General features: G+C 45.6%; 34 protein-coding genes. 20 read left to right on the forward strand and 14 right to left on the reverse strand.

Going from position 1 to position 25469, the window contains the following annotated elements:
• Positions 1 to 18 precede the first annotated feature (18 nt).
• From JW727_04855 to JW727_04865, 3 genes are read left to right on the forward strand one after another with little or no spacing between them, the layout of a single operon-like run.
• Positions 19 to 543 carry a hypothetical protein gene (locus JW727_04855; protein MBN2095352.1) on the forward strand — a complete coding sequence of 175 codons (525 nt, stop codon included), beginning with the start codon at positions 19 to 21 and terminating at the stop codon, positions 541 to 543.
• Positions 540 to 1400 (forward strand): tRNA-intron lyase, encoded by an 861-nt coding sequence (gene endA, locus JW727_04860; protein MBN2095353.1) that lies wholly within the window; start codon positions 540 to 542, stop codon positions 1398 to 1400. The genes JW727_04855 and endA overlap by 4 nt, the downstream gene beginning before the upstream one ends.
• A gap of 18 nt (positions 1401 to 1418) precedes the next feature.
• Entirely contained in the window at positions 1419 to 1982 is a 564-nt protein-coding gene (locus tag JW727_04865; protein MBN2095354.1) for a hypothetical protein, read from the forward strand.
• Between the two features lie 16 nt (positions 1983 to 1998).
• Here the strand turns inward: JW727_04865 and JW727_04870 are convergent, their stop codons facing one another.
• Positions 1999 to 2172, reverse strand: a complete 174-nt coding sequence (locus JW727_04870; GenBank protein MBN2095355.1) for a hypothetical protein — start codon at positions 2170 to 2172, stop codon at positions 1999 to 2001.
• Between the two features lie 87 nt (positions 2173 to 2259).
• Between JW727_04870 and JW727_04875 the strand changes: the two genes are divergently transcribed.
• On the forward strand, positions 2260 to 3030 hold the full coding sequence (locus JW727_04875) for a hypothetical protein (GenBank protein MBN2095356.1): 771 nt from the start codon (positions 2260 to 2262) through the stop codon (positions 3028 to 3030).
• Positions 3031 to 3043: 13 nt separating this feature from the next.
• Here JW727_04875 and JW727_04880 read toward each other — a convergent pair whose 3' ends face one another.
• From JW727_04880 to JW727_04895, 4 genes are all read right to left on the reverse strand, one after another.
• The gene (locus JW727_04880; GenBank protein MBN2095357.1) at positions 3044 to 3199 is read right to left on the reverse strand and encodes a preprotein translocase subunit Sec61beta; all 156 of its coding nucleotides are present in this window, start codon (positions 3197 to 3199) and stop codon (positions 3044 to 3046) included.
• Between the two features lie 50 nt (positions 3200 to 3249).
• Positions 3250 to 3468, reverse strand: coding sequence for a hypothetical protein (locus tag JW727_04885; GenBank protein ID MBN2095358.1), 219 nt, complete (start codon positions 3466 to 3468; stop codon positions 3250 to 3252).
• 128 nt (positions 3469 to 3596) lie between these two features.
• A complete protein-coding gene (locus tag JW727_04890) occupies positions 3597 to 3890 on the reverse strand; it encodes a hypothetical protein (protein ID MBN2095359.1) in 294 nt (97 codons plus the stop codon).
• A 200-nt stretch (positions 3891 to 4090) separates the two neighbouring features.
• Entirely contained in the window at positions 4091 to 4357 is a 267-nt protein-coding gene (locus tag JW727_04895) for a hypothetical protein (GenBank protein ID MBN2095360.1), read from the reverse strand.
• Between the two features lie 509 nt (positions 4358 to 4866).
• On the opposite strand from JW727_04895, the gene JW727_04900 reads away from it, so the two are divergent.
• From JW727_04900 to JW727_04930, 7 genes are all read left to right on the forward strand, one after another.
• Complete coding sequence (locus JW727_04900; protein ID MBN2095361.1) at positions 4867 to 5496, forward strand: HAD family hydrolase; 630 nt, start codon at positions 4867 to 4869, stop codon at positions 5494 to 5496.
• Positions 5497 to 5683: 187 nt separating this feature from the next.
• Positions 5684 to 6262 carry a hypothetical protein gene (locus JW727_04905; GenBank protein ID MBN2095362.1) on the forward strand — a complete coding sequence of 193 codons (579 nt, stop codon included), beginning with the start codon at positions 5684 to 5686 and terminating at the stop codon, positions 6260 to 6262.
• A 2-nt stretch (positions 6263 to 6264) separates the two neighbouring features.
• Positions 6265 to 6687, forward strand: coding sequence for an NUDIX domain-containing protein (locus tag JW727_04910; protein MBN2095363.1), 423 nt, complete (start codon positions 6265 to 6267; stop codon positions 6685 to 6687).
• 84 nt (positions 6688 to 6771) lie between these two features.
• Positions 6772 to 7125 carry a hypothetical protein gene (locus JW727_04915; protein ID MBN2095364.1) on the forward strand — a complete coding sequence of 118 codons (354 nt, stop codon included), beginning with the start codon at positions 6772 to 6774 and terminating at the stop codon, positions 7123 to 7125.
• A 53-nt stretch (positions 7126 to 7178) separates the two neighbouring features.
• Positions 7179 to 8423, forward strand: a complete 1245-nt coding sequence (gene eno / locus JW727_04920; GenBank protein MBN2095365.1) for a phosphopyruvate hydratase — start codon at positions 7179 to 7181, stop codon at positions 8421 to 8423.
• A 99-nt stretch (positions 8424 to 8522) separates the two neighbouring features.
• Positions 8523 to 8900 (forward strand): hypothetical protein, encoded by a 378-nt coding sequence (locus tag JW727_04925; protein MBN2095366.1) that lies wholly within the window; start codon positions 8523 to 8525, stop codon positions 8898 to 8900.
• Positions 8901 to 8924: 24 nt separating this feature from the next.
• Positions 8925 to 9953: a DUF362 domain-containing protein gene (locus JW727_04930; GenBank protein MBN2095367.1), complete on the forward strand. Its 1029-nt coding sequence runs from the start codon at positions 8925 to 8927 to the stop codon at positions 9951 to 9953.
• A 7-nt stretch (positions 9954 to 9960) separates the two neighbouring features.
• Here the strand turns inward: JW727_04930 and JW727_04935 are convergent, their stop codons facing one another.
• The gene (locus JW727_04935; protein ID MBN2095368.1) at positions 9961 to 10272 is read right to left on the reverse strand and encodes a hypothetical protein; all 312 of its coding nucleotides are present in this window, start codon (positions 10270 to 10272) and stop codon (positions 9961 to 9963) included.
• 64 nt (positions 10273 to 10336) lie between these two features.
• Here JW727_04935 and JW727_04940 point away from each other — a divergent pair, with 64 nt between their 5' ends.
• Entirely contained in the window at positions 10337 to 10996 is a 660-nt protein-coding gene (locus JW727_04940; protein ID MBN2095369.1) for a hypothetical protein, read from the forward strand.
• 6 nt (positions 10997 to 11002) lie between these two features.
• Here JW727_04940 and JW727_04945 read toward each other — a convergent pair whose 3' ends face one another.
• The gene (locus JW727_04945; GenBank protein ID MBN2095370.1) at positions 11003 to 12148 is read right to left on the reverse strand and encodes a metallophosphoesterase; all 1146 of its coding nucleotides are present in this window, start codon (positions 12146 to 12148) and stop codon (positions 11003 to 11005) included.
• A gap of 202 nt (positions 12149 to 12350) precedes the next feature.
• Here JW727_04945 and JW727_04950 point away from each other — a divergent pair, with 202 nt between their 5' ends.
• Positions 12351 to 13034 carry a hypothetical protein gene (locus JW727_04950; protein ID MBN2095371.1) on the forward strand — a complete coding sequence of 228 codons (684 nt, stop codon included), beginning with the start codon at positions 12351 to 12353 and terminating at the stop codon, positions 13032 to 13034.
• Between the two features lie 78 nt (positions 13035 to 13112).
• Here the strand turns inward: JW727_04950 and JW727_04955 are convergent, their stop codons facing one another.
• From JW727_04955 to JW727_04965, 3 genes are all read right to left on the reverse strand, one after another.
• Positions 13113 to 13289: a DNA-directed RNA polymerase gene (locus JW727_04955; protein ID MBN2095372.1), complete on the reverse strand. Its 177-nt coding sequence runs from the start codon at positions 13287 to 13289 to the stop codon at positions 13113 to 13115.
• Between the two features lie 33 nt (positions 13290 to 13322).
• Entirely contained in the window at positions 13323 to 13772 is a 450-nt protein-coding gene (locus JW727_04960; GenBank protein ID MBN2095373.1) for a YbhB/YbcL family Raf kinase inhibitor-like protein, read from the reverse strand.
• Between the two features lie 119 nt (positions 13773 to 13891).
• Positions 13892 to 14068, reverse strand: coding sequence for a DUF1931 domain-containing protein (locus tag JW727_04965; GenBank protein MBN2095374.1), 177 nt, complete (start codon positions 14066 to 14068; stop codon positions 13892 to 13894).
• Between the two features lie 248 nt (positions 14069 to 14316).
• Here JW727_04965 and JW727_04970 point away from each other — a divergent pair, with 248 nt between their 5' ends.
• From JW727_04970 to JW727_04980, 3 genes are read left to right on the forward strand one after another with little or no spacing between them, the layout of a single operon-like run.
• Complete coding sequence (locus tag JW727_04970; GenBank protein MBN2095375.1) at positions 14317 to 15429, forward strand: polyprenyl synthetase family protein; 1113 nt, start codon at positions 14317 to 14319, stop codon at positions 15427 to 15429.
• A gap of 57 nt (positions 15430 to 15486) precedes the next feature.
• The gene (locus JW727_04975) at positions 15487 to 16089 is read left to right on the forward strand and encodes a hypothetical protein (protein MBN2095376.1); all 603 of its coding nucleotides are present in this window, start codon (positions 15487 to 15489) and stop codon (positions 16087 to 16089) included.
• Between the two features lie 52 nt (positions 16090 to 16141).
• The gene (locus JW727_04980) at positions 16142 to 17104 is read left to right on the forward strand and encodes a DUF475 domain-containing protein (protein ID MBN2095377.1); all 963 of its coding nucleotides are present in this window, start codon (positions 16142 to 16144) and stop codon (positions 17102 to 17104) included.
• Between the two features lie 18 nt (positions 17105 to 17122).
• On the opposite strand, the gene nadE is transcribed toward JW727_04980, so the two are convergent.
• A complete protein-coding gene (nadE, locus tag JW727_04985; GenBank protein ID MBN2095378.1) occupies positions 17123 to 18367 on the reverse strand; it encodes an NAD(+) synthase in 1245 nt (414 codons plus the stop codon).
• A 71-nt stretch (positions 18368 to 18438) separates the two neighbouring features.
• Positions 18439 to 18777 (reverse strand): hypothetical protein, encoded by a 339-nt coding sequence (locus tag JW727_04990; protein MBN2095379.1) that lies wholly within the window; start codon positions 18775 to 18777, stop codon positions 18439 to 18441.
• 158 nt (positions 18778 to 18935) lie between these two features.
• On the opposite strand from JW727_04990, the gene JW727_04995 reads away from it, so the two are divergent.
• The 4 genes from JW727_04995 (at position 18936) to JW727_05010 (ending at position 23358) form a co-directional block, all read left to right on the forward strand.
• Complete coding sequence (locus JW727_04995; protein ID MBN2095380.1) at positions 18936 to 19406, forward strand: hypothetical protein; 471 nt, start codon at positions 18936 to 18938, stop codon at positions 19404 to 19406.
• Positions 19407 to 19522: 116 nt separating this feature from the next.
• On the forward strand, positions 19523 to 20194 hold the full coding sequence (locus JW727_05000) for a rhomboid family intramembrane serine protease (protein ID MBN2095381.1): 672 nt from the start codon (positions 19523 to 19525) through the stop codon (positions 20192 to 20194).
• An 89-nt stretch (positions 20195 to 20283) separates the two neighbouring features.
• On the forward strand, positions 20284 to 22611 hold the full coding sequence (locus JW727_05005) for a CDC48 family AAA ATPase (GenBank protein MBN2095382.1): 2328 nt from the start codon (positions 20284 to 20286) through the stop codon (positions 22609 to 22611).
• A gap of 42 nt (positions 22612 to 22653) precedes the next feature.
• On the forward strand, positions 22654 to 23358 hold the full coding sequence (locus tag JW727_05010; GenBank protein MBN2095383.1) for a hypothetical protein: 705 nt from the start codon (positions 22654 to 22656) through the stop codon (positions 23356 to 23358).
• Positions 23359 to 23384: 26 nt separating this feature from the next.
• Here JW727_05010 and JW727_05015 read toward each other — a convergent pair whose 3' ends face one another.
• A complete protein-coding gene (locus tag JW727_05015) occupies positions 23385 to 24251 on the reverse strand; it encodes a hypothetical protein (protein ID MBN2095384.1) in 867 nt (288 codons plus the stop codon).
• A gap of 73 nt (positions 24252 to 24324) precedes the next feature.
• On the reverse strand, positions 24325 to 25425 hold the full coding sequence (locus JW727_05020; GenBank protein ID MBN2095385.1) for a nucleotidyltransferase domain-containing protein: 1101 nt from the start codon (positions 25423 to 25425) through the stop codon (positions 24325 to 24327).
• Positions 25426 to 25469 lie beyond the last annotated feature (44 nt).

The raw sequence follows: 25469 nt of genomic DNA on the forward strand, positions 1-25469 counted from the left end.
ATATCTGCAAGGGAAATTATGAGACCTGAAATCGACTTGATTCCCCTTGATAATGTAGACCAAACGACCGTCGAGGAGCTTAAGCGCTCTCTCAAGGAGAAAGGGTGCATTGTACGGCTTTATGCAAGGACACACAGCCCTAAAACGGCAGAGAACCTCTACAGAAAGCAGTGCCTTGTAGACGTGATTGTCGACGCCCTGAAGGGGCTTTCAGGAAAGGTCATCGCCATAACAGACAAGGACCTATACTCAAACAAGCTTAATTTCGTATTTATGTCGGTCCAGCCAAACGGGCCTGTAGTCCTTTCTACCCATCGGCTAAGGCCGGAATTTTATCAGGAAAGGCCGAACAATGACCGGACAACAAGCCGTCTCCTGAAAGAAACAATCTACTGCATAGGAAAGATGAATGGGATTGGTGACTGCCCTAATCCCAGGTGCATAATGCACAAGTCCGCTTCAGCCAGGGACATAGACTTCAAGTCCGAGGAATTCTGCAAGGACTGCAAGATAAACAATATTGTAGACAATATGAGATTATGAGCGCAAAAAAACAGTCCGGAACAAAGAAAAGAGCAAAGGCTGTCGACTTTGAGGAAAGTGCAAGTTTTTCCGAAGAGGAAGAAACTGCAGAGGTTTTGAAAAGCGCCAAAAAGCCAAAGGGCGTGAGCAAAAAGAAAGAAACCGGGGCAAAGACAAAAAAGGCCAAAGCTCAGGAAGAAGCCACCATTGACGAAGAATTTGCTGAAGAACGGGATGATGATTCCGGTGAGGAAGAAACAGACGAAGATTACGGGGAAGGAGATTACGACGAGGCAAAGCCAAAAGTATTCCAGGAAGAGCCGTTTTCAAAAGCCCCAAAAAAAGTCTATTCCGGAAAATTCTTTGAAAACAAAGTCCACATCTGGGGAAAGCAGGACGCCGAGGAGATTTATGACCTTGGCTGCTTTGGAAAGGTAGACGAGGAAAAAAATGAGCTTTCCTTTGAGGAAGCCCTTTTGCTGATGAGGCGAAACAAGCTTCGGGTTTCAAAAGATGGCACGGAGGTAAGCTCTGAAGAATTCTACCAGATTGCCTGCAATGCCGACAAAGAGTTTCCCTGGAAGTTCAAGGTTTACGAGGAGCTTAGGGGAAGAGGCCTTCTTGTCAGGACTGGCTTCAAGTTCGGCACCCATTTCAGGGTTTACGGCAGGGGAGTCAAGCTGAAGAGAGGGCCAAAGTCAGTAAAGGAGCACACAAAGTGGATTGTCCATGCAGTCCCCGAGAACTACACCTGCTCATTTCCAGAGCTTTCCAGAGCCGTCCGGCTGGCGCACAACATCCGGGCAAAGATGCTCTGGGCAGTTGTTGACGAGGAGGGAGATGTGACCTATTACGAGGTTTTAAGGAAGACTCCTTAAATAGCGGCTAATTAGATTATGGATTTGATTGCTTTGCTGCAGAATACGCTCTACTTTTTTGTAGCTTCTGGAATCATAGCTTTGTTGATTAAGTCATTGATTAAATTATACTTGGATAAAGACTTGGAAGCTTATAAAGAGAAACTGAAGCAAGAAACGATACGGTATTCAAAACTGCACGAAAAGAGAGCAGATGCTATAGAGGAACTATTTGAAAAACTTGTTGATTATAAGAATTATGCTGAAGGTGTGAAATGGGCTAAGGAAAGTAATATTTCTGGAAAAGAATTGAAGGAAATCGAAGAAAATTTCAGGATAGCACATAGAACATTTTTGGATTGTTTGAATAAAAAAGGCAATCTTTATTTCGGCGGCAAGACTCCAGAGCTTTTGGAAGCACTACACTTTGAAATAATGCGAACCAAAACACACACCGAGGCAAAATGCAAAGATGGAAAGAACATGGACTTTACAAGCTTAAAGAACATTCTCGAGGATATCAAAAACGCAGAAAAGGCAGTAGCAAACTCAGAAAAAGAATTAATCAATGAATTTCAAACCATCTTGGGTGTCAAAAACTAAGCCCAAGAATCTTCAGCTAGTCGTACTTCACTTTCCAGGCCGAATACGCCTTGTCTTTTCTCTCTTTCTCATTCCACCTTGTCAGTTCCATCAGCCGCACCCAATTCCTGCCCACCCTTTCCTCTCCCACCTGCCTGAAATCTCGCCTACTCGCTAAATCCCTCCCAACATCCACAACCTCAGCGCCCATATGCGGCTTTATCTGTCGGGGTATTTAAGCTAAACTCCGGAAGGGAGCAAATGTCGAAATTTTTGGCTTCTAATTTGAAGATATTTTATGGTATCAGGCCTCATTATTCTCGATAAACCCTCAGGCCCCACAAGCTTTGACTGCGTCGAGAGAGTCGGGAAAATATTTGGGGAAAAACGGTGCGGCCACACCGGGACACTTGACCCGAAAGTCACTGGGGTCCTGCTGGTCTTGGTTGGCGAGGCAAGAAAGCTCGTTCCCTTTTTCGAAAAAGCTGACAAGACCTACACAGGCATAATGCATATGCACTCCGAATTTGATACAGATAAACTACACGAGATAATTTACGAGTTTACCGGAGACATAACGCAACTTCCGCCCCGGCTTTCAAGAGTAAAAAGAGTTGAGAGGCAAAGGACAATCCACTGCATGAAAATTGACAGAATTGAGGGGCAGGACGCAACAATAATAATCCACTGCCAGCACGGGACTTACGTCAGGAAGCTCTTCCATGACATGGGCGAAAAGCTTGGGACGGGCGCGCACATGAAATACCTTCGGAGAATCGCAGCCGGAAAATTCGGGATTGATGAAGCAGTAACTTTCGAGGAACTGGAAAAAGCCCCGGAAAAGCACCTAATACCTATGGAAGAGGTTATCGAACGGCTTGGAATAAAAAAGCTGGTTTTGCCAAAGGAAATGGAAAAGCAGGTTTCAAATGGTGTTCCGATAGTGCTTGAAACTCCAGAAGACTACCCGTCAGAAGAGAAAATTGCAATATTCGTAGAAGAGAATCTAAGGGCACTTGGAAAGGAAAGGGGTAGAAAAGTGGCAATAGAGCGGCTTATTTTAATATAAATAGCCAAAAACCCTAGAAGATTATCCTCGAAAGAACCAAAATAAGGCAGATTCCAAAACCAAGAGCCAGAACGACTTCCGGCTTCAGGTTAATCCCTTCTTCAACCTCATCGCTGTAGTTTATAAGCCCTGCCATTGTCTGAGGCATCCTCTTTTTTTCCTGCGCCATAATAGATAATCTCAGCAATAACTATATAAAAAAGAGGCAAAAACAAAAAATTACTCCTTGGAAGAAGCAGGCCTGCTTTGGTACGGCTCTGGGTACTTGTTATCTCCTCCAAGGTATGCGCCGACATGCGCTCCTGCACCCACGCCCAAAGCTGTGTATAGGGCGTCCGAAGCAGTGACACCATCCGAAAGGTACGCCACAACACCGGCACCGACCAAGGCAAGCAAGGCCGTAGGCAGATAGTTTATGTGGTTAGATATTTTTCCCATATTCTGCTTTCGATCAATGTATATTTGATATAAATGTAGCCCTCACTACAGAAGTAGTTCAATTGTAATGGAAGATAGCTCCCGCTGAATGGATGAAATAAGCAAAAATAAAGCAAAAAGAAAAGACCTTATGCCTTAGCCGCTGCTGGGTAAGCTGAGTATGCCTTTGGACCAGACACGGCGTTCTCCGCGTAGCTTCCGACGGTACCACCGATAAGGGTGGCTGCACCTGCGTACAGGGCGTTCATGAAGCTAAGAGGGTCGACTGCCTCTGTGGTTGTTGCAGCGGTTGTTGCTCCCTCTGCGACGGTTTTTGCAGCCTCTACTGCGGTTGCAGGGTCAATAAGTGATGCGACTGCGTAAAGACCTGCCAAAGCACCCAAGGTTGCTCCGATGTATCCTATTTTTGTCATTTTTGTCACCTAAATTTAATAGTATATTTTAAATAAATAGTTTTCGCCTGTGGAGTTACACTATAGTGCCTTTGTAGTTCAAAAGCATTACAAAAGTAATGTTTTTTTGGAACATATGCTCCTCTAGCCCACCAAATACCCTTTAAAGCCAAAAAAGCGCATGGCGCCAAAGACACTAAAAAAACCAAAAACAAGCCAAAATAAAACAATTATGCTGTGGCCTTTGCTGACTCAACGCCGGGGTAAGCCATCGCGTAAGAAGGAGGGCGACTGTCGCCTCCGGCAACATACTCGCCAACCTTGTAGCCAAGTATGCCTGCAGCAGCGGCCTCCAGGGCCTGCCAGTATCCAAGAGGGTCTGCTCCGGCAACGCCATCCACAATCTCTGGCCCTATAAGGTAAGCAGCGCCAAGCGCAGCCAGGCCGCCAACCACAAGCCCTGCAATAGTAGGACTTCCGCCATTATTTCTTGCCATTTTAGTTCACCTTTTTTTATAAGGCAATTCTGGTATTTATTGTTTTATTATTTTATCGTCACAATGCGCATAGTAACTGCCAAACCTCAAAAAATGATGCAGGAGGGCGGATTTTCGCCTATCCCTTTCTTTAAAAAGAAAGGTCTGTGGGTCACCCCAAAGAAAAAACTTTTCGTTCTTCCCAGGTGCCACATTATCCCCGTTCTGGTTAAAGAACGGAGATTACTTCGAACCGCCGAACTTACTAAAAGACTGGATGTCTCAATCGCCATCGTTTCTGCGAAGCGAATTTGCTTCTTGGGGTTGTCAGACCTTCTTGCAAGAAGGGATGACCTTGAGTCCAGCGCCTTTTTCTGGTATACTATAACCCAAATTTTTGTTTCTTTGGGGTTGTCAGACCTTCTTTCTTTTCAAAGAAAGAAGGGATGAGACCAGACTTGGCTACTCCTGCATAAACTTAGTAGTAGATTCTTAAAAATAGCCCTAAAAGATTAAGCAATTCTAAAATAATGATAAAGGCGGTGCTTTTCGACTTTGACCTGACACTTGTCGATTCAGAGCAGGCACTTGAATGTGCGCTTCTCGAATTCGAAAAAGCTCACGGACTTTCAGGAAAAAAACTGACAACTGATGAAAAGTGGGGAAATACCCTGAAGGGTTTCCTGACAAGATTGGCAGAACTAAATGGAAATCCCATTAGGATTGAAGAACTTGAGAAAAAATGGGAAGCTTGCATAACAAAAACCTACAAGGAATGCGAGATAAGGGAAAGGGAATATCTAAAGCGCCTTTCAGAAAGAGGGATACTCTTGGGCATAATCTCAGGGTGTGGGGCTAAGCGGATACGCAAAGTTCTGGGCACAGAGAAAAACAAAGGGCTGACGTTTGAAATCGTTTTCGGTGGAGAAAAAGGGATAAAAAAGCCGGAACTAATCAGGGAAGCTCTTACGAAACTTGAAGTAAAGCCGGAAGAAGCAATATATGTTGGAGACCACCCAAAGGACATAGTCGCATCAAAGGAAGCGGGAGTAATTCCTGTTTCGATAACAACGGGCTTTTACAGCAAAAGCCAGCTTGAAGAATATAAGCCCGCACAAATAATAGATATGCTGGAAGAGCTTGAGCCAATGCTAAAATAAATATATAAATAATGCTAACAGTTATGAAGCCCCTTTTGGTGCTCATCGGAGTAATCCTTCTTGTTGCCACAGTAATTGCATAAGGCATCTATCTGCTTTTCAGGCCGTGCATAACTCTGGCAGCATCGGATTGTAAGAATTTGCAAAGAGCCAGCAGGCAGGAGTATATCTTCCGTACATCTCTATTATGAAAAAACTCATTTTGCTTTTTGGGATATTGCTTATGTTTGGAGTTTGCTATGCAGTGGAGTGCCCCTTTGGAGAGGTAAACTGCGAAGGAAAGTGTGGAATGTTTGTCGACGAAAACAATAACGGAATATGCGACCTCTCTGAGAGTCCTGAAGAAGACCTTATCGGAGAGAAGCAGTCTGGCGTAGTTGATACCTTAACAGGTAATGTGTCAGGAAAACAGACCCAAACCCGTACCAGAGGAACGGAGTATTATCTCATATCCTTGACGCTTATTCTCTGCGCTCTTTATGCCTTGACCTACTTCCTTACTAAAAAAGGCACTCTGGCTATGGTGACCCACAGGAAAGTATGGAATATAATTCTTCTTCTAAGCTTTGTTGTTTGCGGCCTCACTGGAATGATAATTGCAATGAACCTCGACCTCGGTCTTGGCATAAGCGTCCCCTTCAATCTTTCATTCTGGCACTATGAAAGCGGAATCGTCATGACTGTCGTTTCTGTCTTCCACACGCTCTGGCACACCAGCTATTATAAAGCCATTTTTACGGGCGGCAAAAAAAGAAAGCAGGACTAGTTATGAAAACAACCTACAGCGCGGGCGGAATAGTAGTGGGGCCCGGCGAAAAAATACTTGTGGTAAACCAAAACGGAAATTCCTGGTCGCTTCCCAAAGGCCACATCGACCCCGGAGAAGATGCGCTCACTGCAGCAAGGCGCGAGATTTACGAGGAGTCTGGAGTGAGCGAACTTGGGCTTGTAAGTGACCTTGGCTCTTACTCTAGGTTCAAGATTGGAAAAGGCGGCCAGGGTGATGACGAACATGAAACAAAAAACATCCACATGTTTCAGTTCAGGACAAGCCAGGAAACGCTCAAGCCTATTGACCCACTTAATCCTGAGGCAAAGTGGGTTGAAAAGGGAAAGGTTGCGTCCCTTCTGACCCACCCAAAAGACAAGCATTTTTTTGAGGGTTGGCTTAAATGCAACACTGAGAAGTGAAGTACTCATTATGTCCTGACCAGATTCACGACAGAAATTAAGTATCTTAAATACCAAAATGCACTAATTAATTCAGGTGAAAGCATGATTGTACGTGAAATAAGGACTTCAGGAACAACGCTTGTCGTATCTGAAGGTAAAGACAAAAGCGCAACAAAAGAGTACACCTTAGACACCCTTGCAGGCACGCTGAAATCTTATGAAAAGGAGGTAAGAAGCGGAAAGTACGGAGAAGAAACGCTAAGAAACCTCGCCCAACTTGAGGGCCTGCTTGAACAGGCAAAGCTATACACAAAGGACAAGCACAGCTTGGCTTATTCCCCCGTATCCTCCAGAAAATGGGGCCTCTTAAAAGACTATGCTGAAGAAATAATCGAATGGGTCGAGCAATCCATCAAGCTGGATTCACTGAGCCGTCAGGCAGATTCAGTTTACTAACCTCTTCTAGGTATTGCCTAAATAGTTTTCTCGACAAATAGTCATGACGCAAAATGCAGATAAAATCAATTAAGGCAGATTGGATAGCGGATTCTGAACTGAATAAAACTGTGGGCGTATGGATTGAGACGGATGATGGAACATTTTTTGGTTCGGCGCCTCAGGGAACTTCAGACGGAGACTACGAAGCGGTTGCAGCCCCGGTTGACGAAGCGGTCAAAAACATACGGGAGATTGTGCCAAAGCTGATGCTCTTCGACCCTTCAGACCTGAAAACGCTTGACGAGTACCTTGTGCAGCTTGGAGGCCACCAGATGCAAAGTTTTGGCGGAAACGCATCGGTCGCGCTGAGCTCTGCCTGGGCAAAAATGGCGGCGCACTCGAAAGGAGTTAGCGTCCCGGAGTACCTTGCAGAGGAGCTTGGAACAAGAATGAGAATGCCTGTGCCCTGCTTCAACATAATAAACGGCGGGCTTCACGGCGCTCTCGACCCATCGGGAAAGCCATACAACCCCATACAGGAGTTGATGCTCGTTCCCGCCTCTGCAGAAAGCTTCGAGGAGGGCTACTGCATGGTAATGCAGGTCTTCAAGAACCTGAGAAATGCCACGGGAGAAGCACTGGTCGGAAAAGAAGGTGGGTTCTCCCCGGCACAGCACCTGGACTGGTCTATTGGCAAGGTAAAAGAAGCAATAGAAATGTCGGGCTATGAGACCAAAGATTTCCGGCTGGCTCTTGACTGCGCGGCAAGCGAGTTCTTCAAGGACGGGCTGTACACACCGGTTGCTGGCGACAAGCAAAGAAACGTTGAGGAAATGGTAGAGTTCTACAAAGGCCTGATTTCAAATTCCCCAATAAAGGTAATGTCCATAGAAGACCCTCTTGACCAGAATGATTTCAGGGGATTTGCAGAAGTTACAAAGGCCCTTGATGGAATGATGATTGTCGGCGACGACCTGTATGTCACACAGCTTGAGAGAGTAAAAAAAGGAGTCGAGCAGAAATCCACCAATGCGGTTCTCGTCAAGATAAACCAGAACGGAACCGTAACTGGAACACTGGACACCATCAGGTTCGGTCTTGAAAACCGGCTCCTCCACATGATTTCCCACAGGAGCAAAAGGGCGCCGGGAGATTTCATAGACGCATACCTCTCGGTTGCCGTCGGGCAGTTCATAAAGCACGGCTCAAGCAGGGGCGAAAGGGTGGAAATCTACAACGAGCTGCTCAGGATAGAAAGAGAGGCAAAAGAGATGAACCGCCCACTTCCTTATGCTGGAAGAAGCCTCGTCAAGTAAATTCAAATTACAAATTTTATTTTTCATTTCATTATCTCACATGCCTGGACGCTATACCCAATCCTTGCAAAAAGCAATACTATATCAAAAGAGTAGTTTATGGAAAAAGGATTGGTAATCATTTCGGTCCTCCTGCTTGTCTGCCTTATCGCATTTAGCGGTTGCACTGAAAAGCCCCCGGTAGAAAACCAGACCCAAGGGCCGGAAAAGACTCCAGAAGAGTTGTACCTTGAAACCCTTGTGGATGCCTGCGTGCAGGAATGCAAAAACGCAAAACTTCTGGATAAGGACCTCTCAAACGGGCCATGCCTTCTTGACCCGATGCCGCAAAACAAATCCTGGGTTTGCGATGTAGCTCATGTGCCAAGAATCGCAGCTGACGCAAGGGCTGAAAATCAGTGCCTGTCTTTCCGGCAGGAACTTGCAACGCACTTCATTGAAGTCGACCCGGAGTGCAATTACCTGAGGAAGTGGTAAAGCATATTTGATAGATGTACCTTTATGGCAAGAGTGTATTTCAGACCGGTCGATTCCTATGAAAAGACCTGTGAGGTTAGCAAAGCTGCCAGGGGGCTGCTAGAGAGGGTTATTTCAGAAGAAAAAATCCCTCTTGAAAAGAGCATTCCTGTGAAAGTCCACTTTGGCGAAAAAGGAAATGTCACCTTCATCGAGCCAAAAAACTTCAAAGGGCTTTTAGATTTCCTGAAGGAAAAGAAAATAGACTCCTGCTTTATCGAGACAAATGCCTTGTATGTCGGCTCAAGAAACACCAAAGAGAAGCATGTGCAAACCGCTCTGGAACACGGCTTTACTGCCCTTCCAATTGTTATTGCTGATGGAGAGAATGGCGAGGAAGTTTCTGAAGTAGAGATAAATAAGCGCCGCTTCAAAAAGTGCAAAATCGGAAAAGCTATTGCTGAAAGCAGGCAGTTAATAGTCCTGTCCCACTTCAAGGGCCATTCCTTTTCAGGTTTTGGCGGAGCCATAAAGCAGCTCGGCATGGGTTGCAGCGCAAGAAGCGGAAAGCTTGACCAACACGCCAATTCACACCCAACGCTAAATCCCCTCAAATGCAAAAAGTGCGGCCTTTGTGTAAAGAACTGCCCTGGAGACGCTATTGAGCTGGGGCTTGTTCCCAGGGTAAACACAAAGAAATGCCTTGGATGCGCCCGGTGCATTAGCGTCTGCCCAAATGGCGCAATGGATATAAACTGGCTTTCAACCATGCCAAAAACCTTTCATGAAAAGTTGGCGGAGTACGCCTATGCCGCCCATCAGGGAAAGAAAAATATCTATATAAGCTTCCTCCTGAGAATCGCAAAGGACTGCGACTGCTGGGGGTGCAAGCAGGACATCGTCGCCAAAGATATTGGAGTTTTCGCTTCCACTGACCCGGTTGCCATTGACAAGGCGTGCTGGGACCTGCTAAACAAAATGGAAGGCAGAAAGGTCTTTGGCGGGGAGGACATCTTTGAATATGCTGAAAATATTGGCCTAGGTACTTCCCAGTATGAGTTGATTGAAATATAGCCTTACTCTATTTCATCGCCCTTTTCGCCAAAACTATTACCGGAATTGCCAAGTAAACCATAACATCCCAAAAGCTGAATAGGCCCGTGTAAGAGGCAACTGCAAAAACTCCCAAAAGCCAGCCCAGACTATAACTTGTACTCCAGTACTTCATCCCGGCCAGGAGGACAACTAGACCAACTATCAAAAGCGCCTTGAAAAGCAAAATATATTCTGCCGGAAGAAAGTATGCCGCTATGCCTTCAATAATAAGCAGAGTAATAACTCCCATCACAGCTTCACCAACTCCCCTGAAAAGCCCGCCCTTGACCCGGCCCATAAAATCATGGGCTTCAAAGGCTTATGTTTGGAAAAACTAAGAATATTCAATATTTACACTACTTATGGAAAGATACGGGGTAGATCTGATTAATCTTGGCAGAGTTATTGAGGAAACTCTTAGGGGTTATGAGTCTGCATACTTTACACAGAACCTGAACTTTGGGCAATTATCCGGACCAACCTATGTTGAAGGAAAACCTTACTCATTAAGGGGGGAAGCTTCAGTTTCTTTAGGGGAAACTCCTCTTGGCAATATGACTGTTGTGGGCTTACTCCCTGGCGAAGCAACCGGAAAAGAACCTCGGCCAAAGGAGGATCTTTTTGCTGAAGCATGTTTGCCCCTATTTTCTGTTACAGGTGTTGGAAAAATAAATCACAATCTAATTTCCCTGGCGGAAATGGTTCCAAATGATCGCTCTGAAGGAATTCGCAAGGGTTGGGATTTAGGCGTTTATCTAGGCCGTTATGGATTAAATCTGACTTTGGGGTTATCAGTAGAACCTCGCATTTACTATACGGTGGGATATGCAAATTGCGGCCAAAGGTTTGGAGACTTACACTTCATAAAAAACGAAACCAAAGAATTGCAATTTGCAGGATTTATTCCGATAACAAGGGAAAGCGGTCTGCAGAACAATGCCTCCATTCAGGGTTGGATGAGGTATTGGGATTTTCCTGAAGGATATAGAACTATCCGGATACCAATTCCGACTAAAGAGTGACGTTCCCTAAACCCTTACATTCTTGTAAGCAACCTTGTCGCCACTTACCTTAAGAATTCCTGCCTGCCCTTCGACGATAGCCCCCGCGTTATAGAACAAGCTGTCTACAAAGGTGTTCTCGGGCACGGGCTTTTCGTACAGGTCGTTTGCATGCCCTGCACTTTCGTGTATGTGGCCGTTAACCGCTTTTTTTATTCCAAGCTCCTTGTAGATTTTTGCCAGCGCCTCGCTTCCGACGTTTCCATAATCGATTGACATCGGGGCGCCAAGGGATTTCAGTTCAGCAGCCATTTCTTTCGAACAGACCGACCCCTTTTCTATTGCATACATCGGCTGAACCGCTTCAGCTCCGGCTTTCTTAAGTTTTTCGGCTGTCTTGCTGGCGCCTTCAGCGGAGTCGATTGCAACATACTCGATGGCCATGTCCTTGTACTGCACCGCCCAGACCTCAAAACTTTTTTCGGCCTTTCCGTAAGCGGCATAGTCAACAGAAGTAGAAGCCGTGAATTTTGGAGGTATATGCGACACTACTATTGTTTTGCTTGGGTCGGTCACAAGCCGCCTCAAATCATCCATGTTTGATACATGCATAAGGTCAACCATCACAACTTTTTCGGCAGTTTCGCCTTCCCCCTCCTTCTCACCAGCTTTGCCTTTTTTCTTGGTTTCTTTCTTATTTCCTTCTTCTCGGGGGGACTCTTCATCGCCCGCTTCAGCAAGCTTTGCCATAATGGGAACATATCCTGAGCCAGCTCCGGGCCTGTCTACCAGATAATAACCGCTTCCGCTCCCGACATCCGCCCCGGGAAGGAAAACTATCTCGTGGTCTTTTTCTGTAAGTTTTGGCTCAAGCAAGGCGTCGTGAATGTTCGAGTATTTCTTTAGTGCCTCCTTCATTGCAGAGCCATAAATAACTGTAGTTTCGTGGTTTCCGGGAAGAACATAGGTTGGGATTTTACTTTTTCCTGCCGCCTCCAGAACCGAAGCAAGGTAGTTCTGGCTCTCCTCAGGTGTCATTCCGCTGTCGCTAAGGTCACCATTAAGGACTAGGTAGTTGATTCCCTCCTTTTTGAGCATATCTATCGCTTTTGGCACTTTCTCTTCCATAGTGTGCGCATCTGAAATAAACCCGTATTTTGTTTCGACGGACATAATAATACTCTTACAGGTATAAATACTTTTATTACTACCTTAAAGATACAACTTTACTCTTATTATTCTAGCACACTCCCTCTACGGCCAGCCAATCCTGCCCTGGCTGCATACTGCTTCTCCAAGGGCCGCTTTTCTAAACAAAAGCCCAAAAAGGCCTATAGCAAATATATACCTTGCCTTCCTAATTACTATAAAGAAAATGACTATGAAGATAAACTCCCCTCTCCTGATTGCCCTGCTGGTTCTTGCCATGCCCCTGGCCTTATGCCACCAGCCAAGAATTGTGTTTGATAGGGAGGCCTCTTTTGAAAACCCCGTAATTGTCAGCCAGCCGGAAATATCAAAAGCTTACTACGGGCAGCTTAACGGAAGCCCGGAGTATTACCGTATATACAGCCCAGTGAGCTTTAAGCTCTATGCAGGGCTTCTTTCCCCCAACATCAGCGGCTCCAGAACAGACTTCATAGCGGAAGTATCCAATAAAAGCAGGATTATCCTGATTCTAAACGGGCCTGCCCGGAACTGGACACCCTATTACGAGGAATTCGCGGGAGACTACTACCTCAGGGGCCCTGACTCAGAGAAGGTGGTTCCTTCGGGGACATATTATATACGCGTTTTCAACAGGGACAACCAGGGAAAATACATTCTGGCCATAGGCAAGGAAGAGTCATTCACGCCCGACGAGATGGCAAGGACGGTCTTTACGCTGCCCCGGATAAAACGGGAATTTTTTGGAAAGCCCGGCTACGAGGCATTTTTCAACTTCACGGGCGTTTTCCTGCTGATTGTCCTGTCAATTATCGCCATAATCTCCTACCTCATCTGCAAAGCCGCCTCGAAGCTCAAAAAAGAGGAAACTTGTGATGGAGAGTTATTTTAGGGCTAAAGCCCACTTTTCCAAAATCGCCAAAAATACCAAAATGTATGAATTTCCTACTCTACTAAAGAATCCTTTCGATTAAAATCTCTTCTTTTTCGCGTAGCACGCTCTGCATAAGACTGGTTTGCCCTCGGTTGGCTTGAAAGGAACTTCGCATTCCTCTCCGCATTCCGTGCAAGTCGCCTTGTGCATTTCCCTGGGACCGAAACTTTTTCCAGACCCACCCCGGTTGAAACCGGTTCTTCTCTGTTCCATTGAATAATTCAAGATTATGTCTTTAGTATCCCTTTAAAAAGCCCTAAAACGCCTGTATTTACCCATCAGCACTGCCTCTGCAAGCACATGGCCAGACATGGACCTTAAAAGGTCCTGCTTTCTTGCGCCTTCCCTAAGCCCCACTGCCTTATCCAGGGCATAAAGCCGAAAGAAATACCTGTGTGCGCCCGAAGGCGGGGCGGGCCCTCCATACTCAAGCCGCCCAAAATCATTCATGCCCAGTACCGCTCCAATCGGAATCTCCCCTTCCTCGATCCTTTTGGTGGCTGGAGAGATATTCCAAACCAGCCAGTGTGTCCAGGAGCCGGAAGGCGCATCTGGGTCATCCACAATTACAACAAGCGACTCTGCTTTTCCCGGCACTCCCTCTATCTCAAGAGGCGGGCTTACGTCAAGCCCATCGCACGTGTAAATGTCCGGAATCATGGAATCGTCCTTGAACGCAGGGCTTGTCAGTTTCATAATATATTCTTACAGCCAATAGGTATGTGCATTCCAGAGGCAGTCTAGAAAATAGCACCCGCATAGCCCCCTTAAGGTTTTCTAAAAGTAAACAAAAAAACAAACTAAAATTCCTGGTATTACAAGTCGTAGCCTCTAAGTGTTTTCCTGCCGTTTGCCTTTGCCCTGTTGCCTGCTTCCTTGATCATTCCCTCAACTTTCTTTGAAAGCACTTCGGCAAAGTCGCCGGACATGTTGACGTCCATTTTTCTGGCTATGTCCTTGATTTTTGATTGTACTACAAGGATTTCTACCATAAAATAACTCTAAAGGTATATTTAAAGGCATTTAAACAGCGTTTGGGGAATGCTAAAGAATATGTCTTTAGTAGGTAAATATTGATGGTACTTTATAATAGTTTATTTTTCGAGAATATCTTTCATGAAGTGCTGGGCACTAAACGCTCAATCATTCTTCGGACTACAAAGAAGACCTGCCAATATCTCCAGACGAGTGTAGATAATTGACGATAATTTAATAGTATTTACTATCTGAATATTGAATTATGGCGGAAATTAAAAAATCGCAAGCCGGGAAACCAAAAAAAGAGGACATTATCGGCTTTCTGGAAGAAACAAAGCCGGAAGTCGACAAAACCATAGAGAAGTACCTCCCAAAAAAAGTGAGCAGGAAATGGCTGGAAATGGTTTTTGGAAAGCCCCGGTACGAGTACAGCATCGAATCTGCACAGAAGTCGCTTTTAGACCCTTTATGGGACCTTCTTGAGAGGGGCGGAAAAAGATGGAGGCCTGCGTTATTCCTGCTCGTTGCCGAAGCGGTCGGTGGAGACACAAAACGGCTGAAAGACTTTGCCATAATACCGGAGATCGTCCATAATGGAACGCTTATGATTGATGATATCGAGGACATGGGCGAGCTCAGGCGGGGACTTCCATGCACTCACAAAAAATTCGGTGAAGATATTGCGATAAACGCAGGAAACTTCATGTATTATTTCCCACTTATCGTCCTGATGAGGCGAAAGAGTGAGTTCAAAAAAGACCGGGTGGTCAAAGCTTACGAGGTTTACGTGCAGGAAATGATTAATATAAGCCTGGGGCAGGGCACTGACATTTATTGGCACAGGGGACAGGCAGAAAGCATAAAGGAAGCCGAATACCTCCAGATGTGCGCCTACAAGACCGGGTGCCTGTCAAGAATGTCTGCAAAGCTTGCGGCAGCCCTTTCGGGATGCAACAGCGAAAAGATTGAAAAGCTAGGCGCATTTGCCGAAGCCATCGGAGTCGCATTCCAGGTTCAGGATGATGTGCTTGACATAGCCCTGGACGAAAAAGAGAGATTGGAGTTTGGAAAGCCGTTTGGAAACGACATAAAGGAAGGAAAAAGAACGCTGATGGTAATACACGCACTTGAAAAAGCAGACAAAAAAGACAGGGCACGGCTTTTGGAAATATTAAACAAGCACACCGATGACCTAAAGGAAAGAAAAGAAGCAATAGGCATAATCAAAAAATACGGGGGTCTGGAGCATGCAAAAGGAGTTGCAAAATTAATTGTAACTAATGCCTGGAAAGATGCAGACAAAATTCTGGAAGAAAGCCCTGCAAAGGAAAAGCTGAGGAGCTTTGCAAATTATTTGATTGAACGAAAAGTTTAGCGCTAAAGGTGTCCTTAATCCAATACTCTAAAAATATTAATCTAAATTACCACCATTATGTTACAAGAAAATTCAAACCCGGAATCACCCGATAAAGCATATATCGCCCTTATCGAAAATGCTCCACTCACCCTGTCTGACAGAATTGATACTTTATTAGTCTACTGCCAGGAAAAGCCAGCGACGGAAGTCATGATTTACAAAACAGAAGACTCTAGCCCTATTGGAAAAGCATGCCCCCTGGATGAGGGGCAAATTGAAGAAGTGGCTTCAATACTGGAAAAACTGGGATTATTTTACAAAGTGGGAGACATGCGTTCCTGGAAAAGGGGGCAGTACGGGCCTGTTGAATTCGTGGATATCGCCCTGGCCAGGGATGAAAGTACTCTTTCAAGATTCGCAAAAGCAAAAGAAAATGGCGACGAACGTGAACTTGAGCGGCTTTATGGATTTCCTGAATCCGCAATCAGCGCTTATTTAGGTGAAGTTCCTGCTTGCCGATATGAAGAAATCCTGGATTATATTGGCCCAAGCCCGCTGGCATTTTTTACAAACTATGTTTTCTCAAGGGAAAAATATGAGGAGGAAATAGAAAACACTTCAAAAAGGTGGCATGAAGCAGTTAAAAGATTAAGCCCAAAGCTTTACGAAATGATATAATTCCTATCAAGACCGAAAAAATTATCTTTAAGCTATTTTTCTAAATTTTTAAATGGACCTCCTTCCACTCATTATAACGGTAATTGGTTTGTGTATCTTCGAAACAATCAGCAGCATAGACAATGCGATAATAAATGCAGATGTGCTTTCGACAATGAAAGCAAAATACCGAAGATGGTTTCTTATATGGGGACTTCTTTTCGCGGTATTCATCATAAGAGGCGTTCTTCCCTGGCTGATTGTCTGGGCCACAAACCCCTCACTTGGGCCTGTAGGCGCTTTTATGAGCACGCTTAGCAGCGACCCCAAGGTAATTGAAACAATAGAAAGCACCGCGCCAATACTTCTCATTGCAGGTGGAACCTTCCTGGTTTTCCTTTTCTTCCACTGGCTTTTTTTGGAGCCAAAGCATTACGGACTCAAGGGCGAAAAGTATATAGGCGAGCAAGGTGTCTGGTTTTACGCGATAGTTTCACTCCTGCTGCTGGTTCTTGTATGGGAAGCCATACAGATTAACTCCTTAATGGCACTCGGAGCCGTCGCGGGGTCAACCGCATTTTTCATAACCCACGGCTTCAAGCAAAACGCCGAGGCAAGCGAGAAGAAGCTCATGCACGGCAATGCCTCAGACATAAGCAAGATACTGTATCTTGAGGTAATAGATGCCACCTTTTCCATAGACGGCGTTATCGGAGCTTTTGCCTTTACTCTCTCGGTTCCTCTAATACTAATCGGAAACGGGCTTGGCGCTTTCGTCGTAAGGGAAATGACAATAAAAAACGTAGAAAATATCAAAAAGTTCAAATACCTCAAAAATGGGGCAATGTATTCGATACTCTGCCTTGGGACAATCATGATTCTCGATAGCTTCGGCTACCACATACCTTACTGGGTTTCTCCAAGCATAACCTTCCTGGTAGTGGGCTATTTCCTGTACAAGTCCTTTTGTGAGATGAAGCCGGATAGCAAAAAGGAAACCGCAATAAAGAAAAAGAAACGCCAATCTAAAAAATAAGAGATTGAATAAAAATCATTACCGGGTCCCTCGCCTGCAAACCGGAGGCAATGAAAGCTTATGCAGGTTTGATCTTTTTCGCAGGATTATCGATTCTACCTTTTCTAAGGGTACGGCTGTCAGGCGGGAAATTTCTTTTGCGCTAAATCCCAGGGAAAGCATCTTAAGGACAGTGTCTATGCCAAAATAGCTTAGCCCTATCTCGCCCTCGTCAGTCTGCCCTTCCCAAAGCCCTGCAGAAGGAGTGCTCTGGATAATTTCTTCAGGCACGCCAATCTTCCTCGCAAGAGCAAAAAGTTCCGACTTGTAGAGGTCAGCAATCGGCTCAATGTCGGCCCCGCCGTCGCCATATTTTGTAAAGTATCCCAGCTCCATCTCCGAGCGGTTCGTAGTCCCCATGACCAAAAGCCCTCCCTGGTTTGCAAAATAATACAGTGCGCACATCCGAAGGCGCGACTGGAGGTTTCCTCTTGAAACGGGATTCCCATTTGGAAGGGCCTTAATGAAAGTTTCATAAACCCCCTCCAGCGAAAGAGTTTTTATCTCGAGCATTTCCGAAAGAAGCTTTATGCTAGGGCAGGGCTTTTCACCAAAAGGAATATAGACAAAAAAAGCTTTGTCTCCAAGTGCCTTTTTTGCTAAGAGGGCTGTTACCGCAGAGTCCACTCCGCCACTCACTCCAACAATGCAGCCCTTCGCCCCAGAGTCCGAAACTGCGCCCCGGATAAAAGAAACTATCTTTTTTTCGGGAGAGGCAGAAAGATTGCGGATTCTTGAAATTCCGCCGATGCTTTCTACAAATCTTGCAGTGGCTTTCGAGACCATATGCTTCCACTTAAGCCCCCTGGCAATTTTTGAGCGCACTTGGGTTGCCGAAAGCCCAAAGTAAAGCGGGTTTTTTATGACCCTTATTCCCGCGCCATCAAGGCAGCGCTTCGTCCAGCTGTTTCGGGTGTGAACGATAATGTTCCTGGTGCCTGCAAGGGAAATGAGCTTTTCCGACCATTGCGTATCGTCATTATAGTCGGGAATGCCAAATATGCGGAAGTCTATTATCCCCTGCTCTTCAAGCGCAATTTCAAGCATTTTTTTCCGCTGCCAAAAATCCAGTGGGTTTTCGTAAGTGCCTGACTCCTGCATTGAGCCAATAGCAATTGCAAACTCTCCGCCCGCGGAAAGCTGCTTTATTACCTCCATATGCCCCAGATGAAGCGGCTGGAACCTCCCTACAAATACAGGAAGCAGTTCTTTGGTGCGGACCATAAAATAAGAAAAAGCAAGAAAAAGAAGGCCATTCTCCGGAGCCGCTTAAAGAATCTGATCCATGCCCCGGACTAGAATTCCGGCGGCTGAATCCACCCCGCAAGAATTAATATGACCACAAGAAGGGTGTAAACCAGGGATATTGCAAGATCTTTTGACATTTCCCGCCGGTTTTCTTTTTCTCTCAGTTCTGAAAAGCCCCAGTGCATCAGGACAAAGCCAAGCACATTCGTAAGCCAGTAACCCAGAACCATTGCCGGAAGAAACAAGTCCCTGGAAAGGAAAGTAAAAGGCATGGCAAAAAGGTAGGCCAGAGGTATGTTTATGAGAAGGTCATTCCACCAGGACAGTGGAGAAAGCAGATAGCCCGCGCACATCAAAACTCCGCCGCGAATCTTCCTCTGGGACACAATATTGCTTGCACTTCCATTAAGTACCTCCTGGTGCTTAAAGGCAGATTTCAGCTTATTGCAAGTGCCCTCTGCCTATTACGAAAAGAGTCTCAAGCGAACACGGGTCTGCTAAGAAATATAGCAATGTGATGCAAATTATATCAAGGTGAAGCATTATGGTAAAATTCGACCCGGGGTCTCCAAAAACCTATTTTATGAAGACGTTACCCGAGGTTTTAAGTCAAGAAGTGCCAACACCATTCTTAATCTATGACGTAACTGGTCCAAGCCCGGAGATAACACTCAGCCCAACAATGGTTGCCAAGCATTCAAGCCCCATTGAAAGATTGTCAATGGGCCAAACATACGCTATTGTAGCCGAGGGAAATGCCAAGAGGGAATACTCCTTTGAATATATTCCAAAAGAGCGCCCAAAAGAGCAGATTTCCATAAGCACCATTATCCCAGGTCCAGCAGGAGTAACAATAACCGGCATGGCAGTGCCTGTAAAAGGCGGAAAAACAAAACCAGCCCGGCTAGTACTTGCATACGACGAAGCCAATGAACTGCTTTTTCCCAAGAAAAACTCTATTTGGGACAAACTGGGGGTTGACCACTCCTGTTACAATCTAGATTTTGACCCCTAAGACTCAATTTTAGGGCCCTTGGATTTCGAAGACTAAAGAGTTCAGTTTTGCTCTATGTCCTAGACCTAAAGCCACGGTCAGCAGAAGAAACAAAAGCAATTTTGGCTGAATTACTAATGGTGAAAATATGCGCGACAACGGTGCTGGCCATACTGTGCGTGGCGGCAAGCTTGTATGCCTGGAACTCAGGAGACCCCGACCAGTTTGTCAGGGATTACGGATACTCGACCGTAAATATGCTCTCAGGAAATTTTTACGTGCTTTTGACATCGATATTTCTCCATTCCGATTTCAGCCACCTTATCTCAAACATATTCGTGCTTACGATATTCGGGCTGACGCTTGAAGGCGAAATCGGGTGCCGGCGGTTTTTGCTCCTGTTCTTCGGGGGGGCTTTTTTCGGCGACCTTCTTTCGTCCCTCATATACAACCCGGCAGTCCCGGCAATCGGGGCTTCAGGAGGAGTTTTCGCGATAATTGCGGCAACTATGCTCATAAAGCCAATTCCAACAGACTATTATTTCCCGATGCCTCTCGGAGTTATAGCCATCGGCTACCTCATTTATGCCCTTGCAGGGCTTATTACAAACTACCCGCCAAACGTCTCCCACATCGCCCACCTTGGTGGAGCCCTTGTCGGTCTTATCTACGGCTGCCAAAGGCAGGGGCTTAAAAAGACCCTCCAGATTCTGATGGTGGTTACAGTAATCCTTCTGGCAGTGCCGATAATATGGAATTTCTGGTCCATACTCCTTGGCTTAATCACCGGCTCAATATCTCTTTCCTGATGCCCTCCAGCCCATTTAGAAAGTAAAATGCCCTGTTGGAAGATAAACTATTTATTGGTTAAATACAATATCTATTTGTTGAATTACTTATGGCTGAAGAAGTTAAATTGAAGGTAGGGGAACTAACCAACAGGGAAGAGTTCGGAAAGGGCATAGCCCGCCTTGGAACAAGTTTCATGCAAAAAATTGGTGTCCGTGAAGGGGGTTACATTCAACTTGAAGGCGCCAAAAAAACATACTCTATAGCGGTCAGGTCGTACCCGTCAGACATAGGGCTTGATGTAGTCAGGATTGATGGAATTTCGAGAAAAAACTGCAATACGGGCGTAGGGGAAACCGTTTCCGTAAAAAAGGCCAGTATCAAGGAAGCCCAAAAGATAACACTTGCGCCCGCTCAGGAAGGGATGATGATTCATGTTGACCCCGATTACATGAAACAAAACCTTTTTAAAAGGCCATTTGCAAAAGGGGATATCGTGGTGCCTAACCCTGTAAGCAAAAGAAGGCAATCCCAGGAAGACATTTTTGACGAAGACCTGCCTGAACTGTTTAAGACCATGCTTGCCCCTTTCGGTGAGATGCGGGAAATACGGCTCGACAATCTCTTCGGGGGAATGAAATTTATTGTTGTGGACGTTTCGCCCAAGGAAGGCGGCTACATAGGAGAAACTACAGAACTTGAAGTCCTTTCAAAGGCAGTCGAAATTAAGGAAGAGCAGATTCCGGAAGTTACCTATGATAATGTGGGGGGGCTTAAAGAAGAGATAAATGCAGTAAGGGAAGTAATCGAGCTTCCTATGCGCCATCCGGAATTGTTCCAGCGGCTTGGAATAAAGCCGCCCAAGGGTGTGCTTATGCATGGGCCCCCAGGGACTGGAAAGACGCTTCTTGCCAAAGCCCTTGCAAATGAAAGCGGGGCAAATTTCTATTCCATTGCAGGCCCTGAGATAATGAGCAAATATTATGGACAGTCGGAAGAAAATCTGAGGAAAAAATTCGACGAGGCGGAGAAAAACGCGCCTTCGATAATATTCATAGATGAGATTGACGCAATTGCCCCCAAGAGAGAGGAGGTGACTAACGAAGTCGAAAGGAGAGTTGTTTCGCAGCTCCTAACTATGATGGATGGGCTTAAAAGCAGGGGACAGGTGATTGTGATTGGCGCGACGAACAGGCCGGATTCGCTTGACCCTGCACTTAGAAGGCCGGGAAGATTCGACCGGGAAATTGTTATCGGAGTTCCAAACCAGGAAGGCCGGCTTGAGATTTTGCAGATACACTCCAGAAATATGCCTCTGGCTGAAGATGTAGACCTAAAAAGCATATCAGAAAAAACCTATGGCTTCGTTGGAGCTGACCTCGAGGCCCTTTGCAAGGAAGCGGCAATGCATGCCCTTAGAAGAGTCGTGCCCGACCTTTCGATGCTTAAGGGGCAGGAAACGCTGCCAAAGGAAACAATAGAAAAACTCATGGTTACGCAGAAAGATTTCGAGGATGCTATGAAAAAGGTTGAGCCCTCGGCAATGAGGGAAGTTCTTGTGGAAGTTCCAAACGTTCACTGGAGCGACATTGGTGGGCTTGAAGGCGTCAAGCAGCAGCTTGTGGAAGTGGTCGAGTGGCCTCTCAAGTACTCAGAAAAGTTTGGTCAGCTCAATATCAAGCCGCCAAGAGGGGTTCTCCTATATGGCCCTCCGGGAACTGGAAAAACTATGCTTGCAAAAGCCGTTGCAAATGAAAGCGGGGCAAACTTTATCACCGTAAAAGGACCTGAGCTTCTAAGCAAATGGGTCGGCGAAAGCGAGAAAAAGCTCAGGGAGATATTCAAGAAAGCAAAGCAGGCAGCACCCTCAGTAATCTTCTTTGATGAAATTGACGCAATGACTAAGACTAGGGGTGGCAGCTCAGCTGGAAGAAGTGACGTTGTCGACAGCATAGTCTCCCAGCTTCTGACCGAACTTAGCGGAATCGAAGAGCTTAAAGGTGTCGTCGTAATGGCTGCCACAAACAGGCCTGACCTTATAGACTCTTCTCTAATGAGGCCTGGAAGGTTTGACCGGCACATACTGGTCCCGAACCCCGACAAGGCCGCCCGGCTTCAGATACTTAAAATCCACTCGAAGGGCGTCCCTCTCGACAAGGACGTAAACCTCGAAGACATCGCTGAAAAGGCCAACGGCTACTCAGGTGCGGACTTGGAGGCGCTTGTAAGGGAAGCTGCAATACTGGTTCTTCGTGACAGCATAAAGGACAACAAAGACGTCAAAAAGGTCAGCAAAAAAGAGTTTGAAAAAGTAATGAAGACAGTCCGGCCATCAGTCCCGGAAAAGCTCAGCAAGTGGTATGAGGACTTCGAAAAAACCATTAAGACCCCGGACGAGGAAAAAAAGAAAGCTTCAACGCCGGAATATACTAATTAAATGGGATTACCCAAAGGTATACTCTTTATAGATATCTCTAGTATGGCCACCAGAAATATTGAGCCAATAAGCTTCATACGCAAAGATTACGGCGACGCAAGTCTCCTGAGAGAACTTTCCAGCCGATCCAAAACAAGTTCCCCAATGACGGTTTCCGAACTGCAGGAACAACTAAACCCTGGAGTTTTTAATGAAATTTTCGATTTTCCAGGAACTGTTATCGATGAAACAGAGAAAACAGTATATCTTCCAAGCAGGACCCTTTATGAAAAAATCTGGGATATTCAGGAAAGAGAAGATAGTCTTGGCTCAAAGGGGCTCATTGAAAAAGCTCTTTTCTATAGATATTCGCCTTTTCGCCCAATCAACTACTTGTCAAGAAAAATAATTGAAAAGGGTGAGAAAAGCATTCCTGTCAACATAACACTCGAGGAAATATCCAAATCGCACAGAAAAGATAATTTGATTATGAATGGAACCATAGTTCCCGTAGCAGCCCCTGCCCTCTACATTCCCTATGACCCACTCTGCGGTGCAATGGCACTCTGCCTTTCAAGCGCAATAGGAAAGCTATTCTTTTGCTATTTTGTTGCAAGAGATGCGACACTTAAGGCACGGGAGAGCAAGTACCTTGCAGAGGAGGTTACAGACAGGTTTGGTGATTATATTGTAGCAAGGTATAACTGGCGGTTTCAAAAAAACGAAACTCCCAATCACAACAGAGAGTCAGAATTTTCTTACGATTAAAGAAATGGATTCTATCAAAATACCCTCTACTTATGCGCCTGTTTTTGTGAAGGCAAGGTCTGCTTTCTCTGGTTCTCCTGGTCAATATGCTCCATCAGCCGCTGCATCCTCACAACAAACCTTGAGGTCTTCTCGGAGAAATCATCGATGTCCCCCCAGTGGAGGCCGGACTCTCCATGCTCATATTTCTTCCAGTATGCAAAAACATCCTGGACATACTTTACATATTCCTGCTCAAGAAGGCCCTTGTCAACAAAATGCACCTGAAGGCCTTCGGCAAGCTTTTTTGGAATCGGCGGGGCAACTCCTGCAAGTATAAGCGGCGCCTGTCCGCCCTCGACTATCGCATTGAACAAGTGCTCAAGAACCCTTGCCTTGAAAGAATTTTCAATCTGGCGCACTCTCGTAGGGGCCCTTGAGATAAGGTCATAGATTGCTTCTTTTGTCCCAGGAATTTTTCCCTGCGCAAGAAGGCGCTTTAGTGGAACGAAAAACCCTGAAGGGTCATAGAGGGGAATTCCTTCCCTGATCTCGCAAAAAGTTGTCGGCGAGCCGTGGCGTATAAGGTCCCAGTAATCGGAAAGAAGGTAAAAACTTGTGTGTATCCCTATCCTGTGGCTTTTGTGAACCTTTTTTTCAAGCTCAAATGCCTTGAGCTTTAGCGTGCCAAGGGTTATATGGTCTACTGTTTTCGTGTCGTCAAAAATTATCACAAGTATCGCACCCTCAGATTCCTGCTCATGCGAAAGCATCCAGATAGATTTTATGAGCGGGCGATAATTTTCCAGAAGAGATGTGCAGAATTCCTTTACAGCGGCAAACTGCCTTTCCTCAACCGAAATCTGCTTTTGGCCCTCGTCGGGCTTGTGCTCCGAAATAGTCTCGGCAGGCATAATTATATCCTTATATAGTTAAATAGAGCCCATCCCGTACTAAAAACTAAATTTTGAAGGGAACGCTTACATTTCATTTTATCTCCTGCTCAAGCGTCACTTCATCCCTGGACTGTGTCTTCTTTATTATTTCCTCAAGGTTCTTTGCATACACCACGCTAGAATAGATATCCCGTTCAGGAATCTCTTTCAGCTTTCCTTTCTCGGAAAGGTTCTTCAGGTTGAATATCTTTTCGATTATGGCCAGATAGCTATGAGAAACCATTCCTGTATCTATAAACTCCTGCTTGAACTTTTCAATCGCCTTCTTGTCAAAGGCCTTAACATGAAGAGTTTCTGTGCAGGCCCTTGCCACTCGGTCATAAGACTTATTTATGATTTCCGTCTTCTTGTTTGCTTCAATAATCACAAAAAGCTGGTCAACCCTTTCGATAAAGTAAACTGCTCTCTGAAGGTGCTTTTTTATGTCCTTTCCCGTCACACGGGTTATCTCTCCATGCGAAATTTTTTCTGTGAACTCAAAAAAGTCCTCGTAATACTCAACTGCCCTTGGGTCAAGCATCTTCGTGTCGATAAAGTATTTCCTTAGCTCAAAGCCAAGGTTCTTTGCCGCCGGAGGGGGAACACCGTAAAACATTAGGACTGCCTGGGCAGTTTCCGCCATTGCGCAAAGCATCTCAGCGGTTATGTCTTCAAGAAGCACTCTTCTCGCCTCTTTCAGCCGATATGGCGCCCGCTCTATAAGCGCCTGAGCTTTTTCCCTTGTTCCGTGGATTCTTCCCTGGTTTATCAGTGTCTTCAGAGGAGTCACATAGTCTGAAGGATCATAGACAACATAAGCGTCCGATATTGCAGTCGTGACCCACGGCTCTCCGGACCTAAGAAGGTCCCACCAAATCGAAAGCGGCTTTGGCGACTGAAAGTGCAGGTCAACGCCAATAACTTCCTGGCCTTTCCTCGACAATGCAGACATCTCTTCTGAGAGGTAATCAAGGAGGTTTGGAGTAAATTTTTCGGAAGTGTCATCCACTATGACCAGTATATCTACATCACTTCCTTTTGTAAGCTCTTTTCTTGTTGCAGATCCATAAACAAAAACGGCCTTCAGTGGAGGGTATTTTTTCACAAGCTCGCCAATATGTTCATTCAAGAACTCCAGGACCCTTTGATCCATAAGAATAGCTGTATTATATATATAAAGAAGGTGCACAGAGACAG

The sequence above is a fragment of the Candidatus Aenigmatarchaeota archaeon genome (assembly GCA_016932615.1).
GTDB lineage: Archaea > Aenigmatarchaeota > Aenigmatarchaeia > QMZS01 > QMZS01 > JAFGCN01.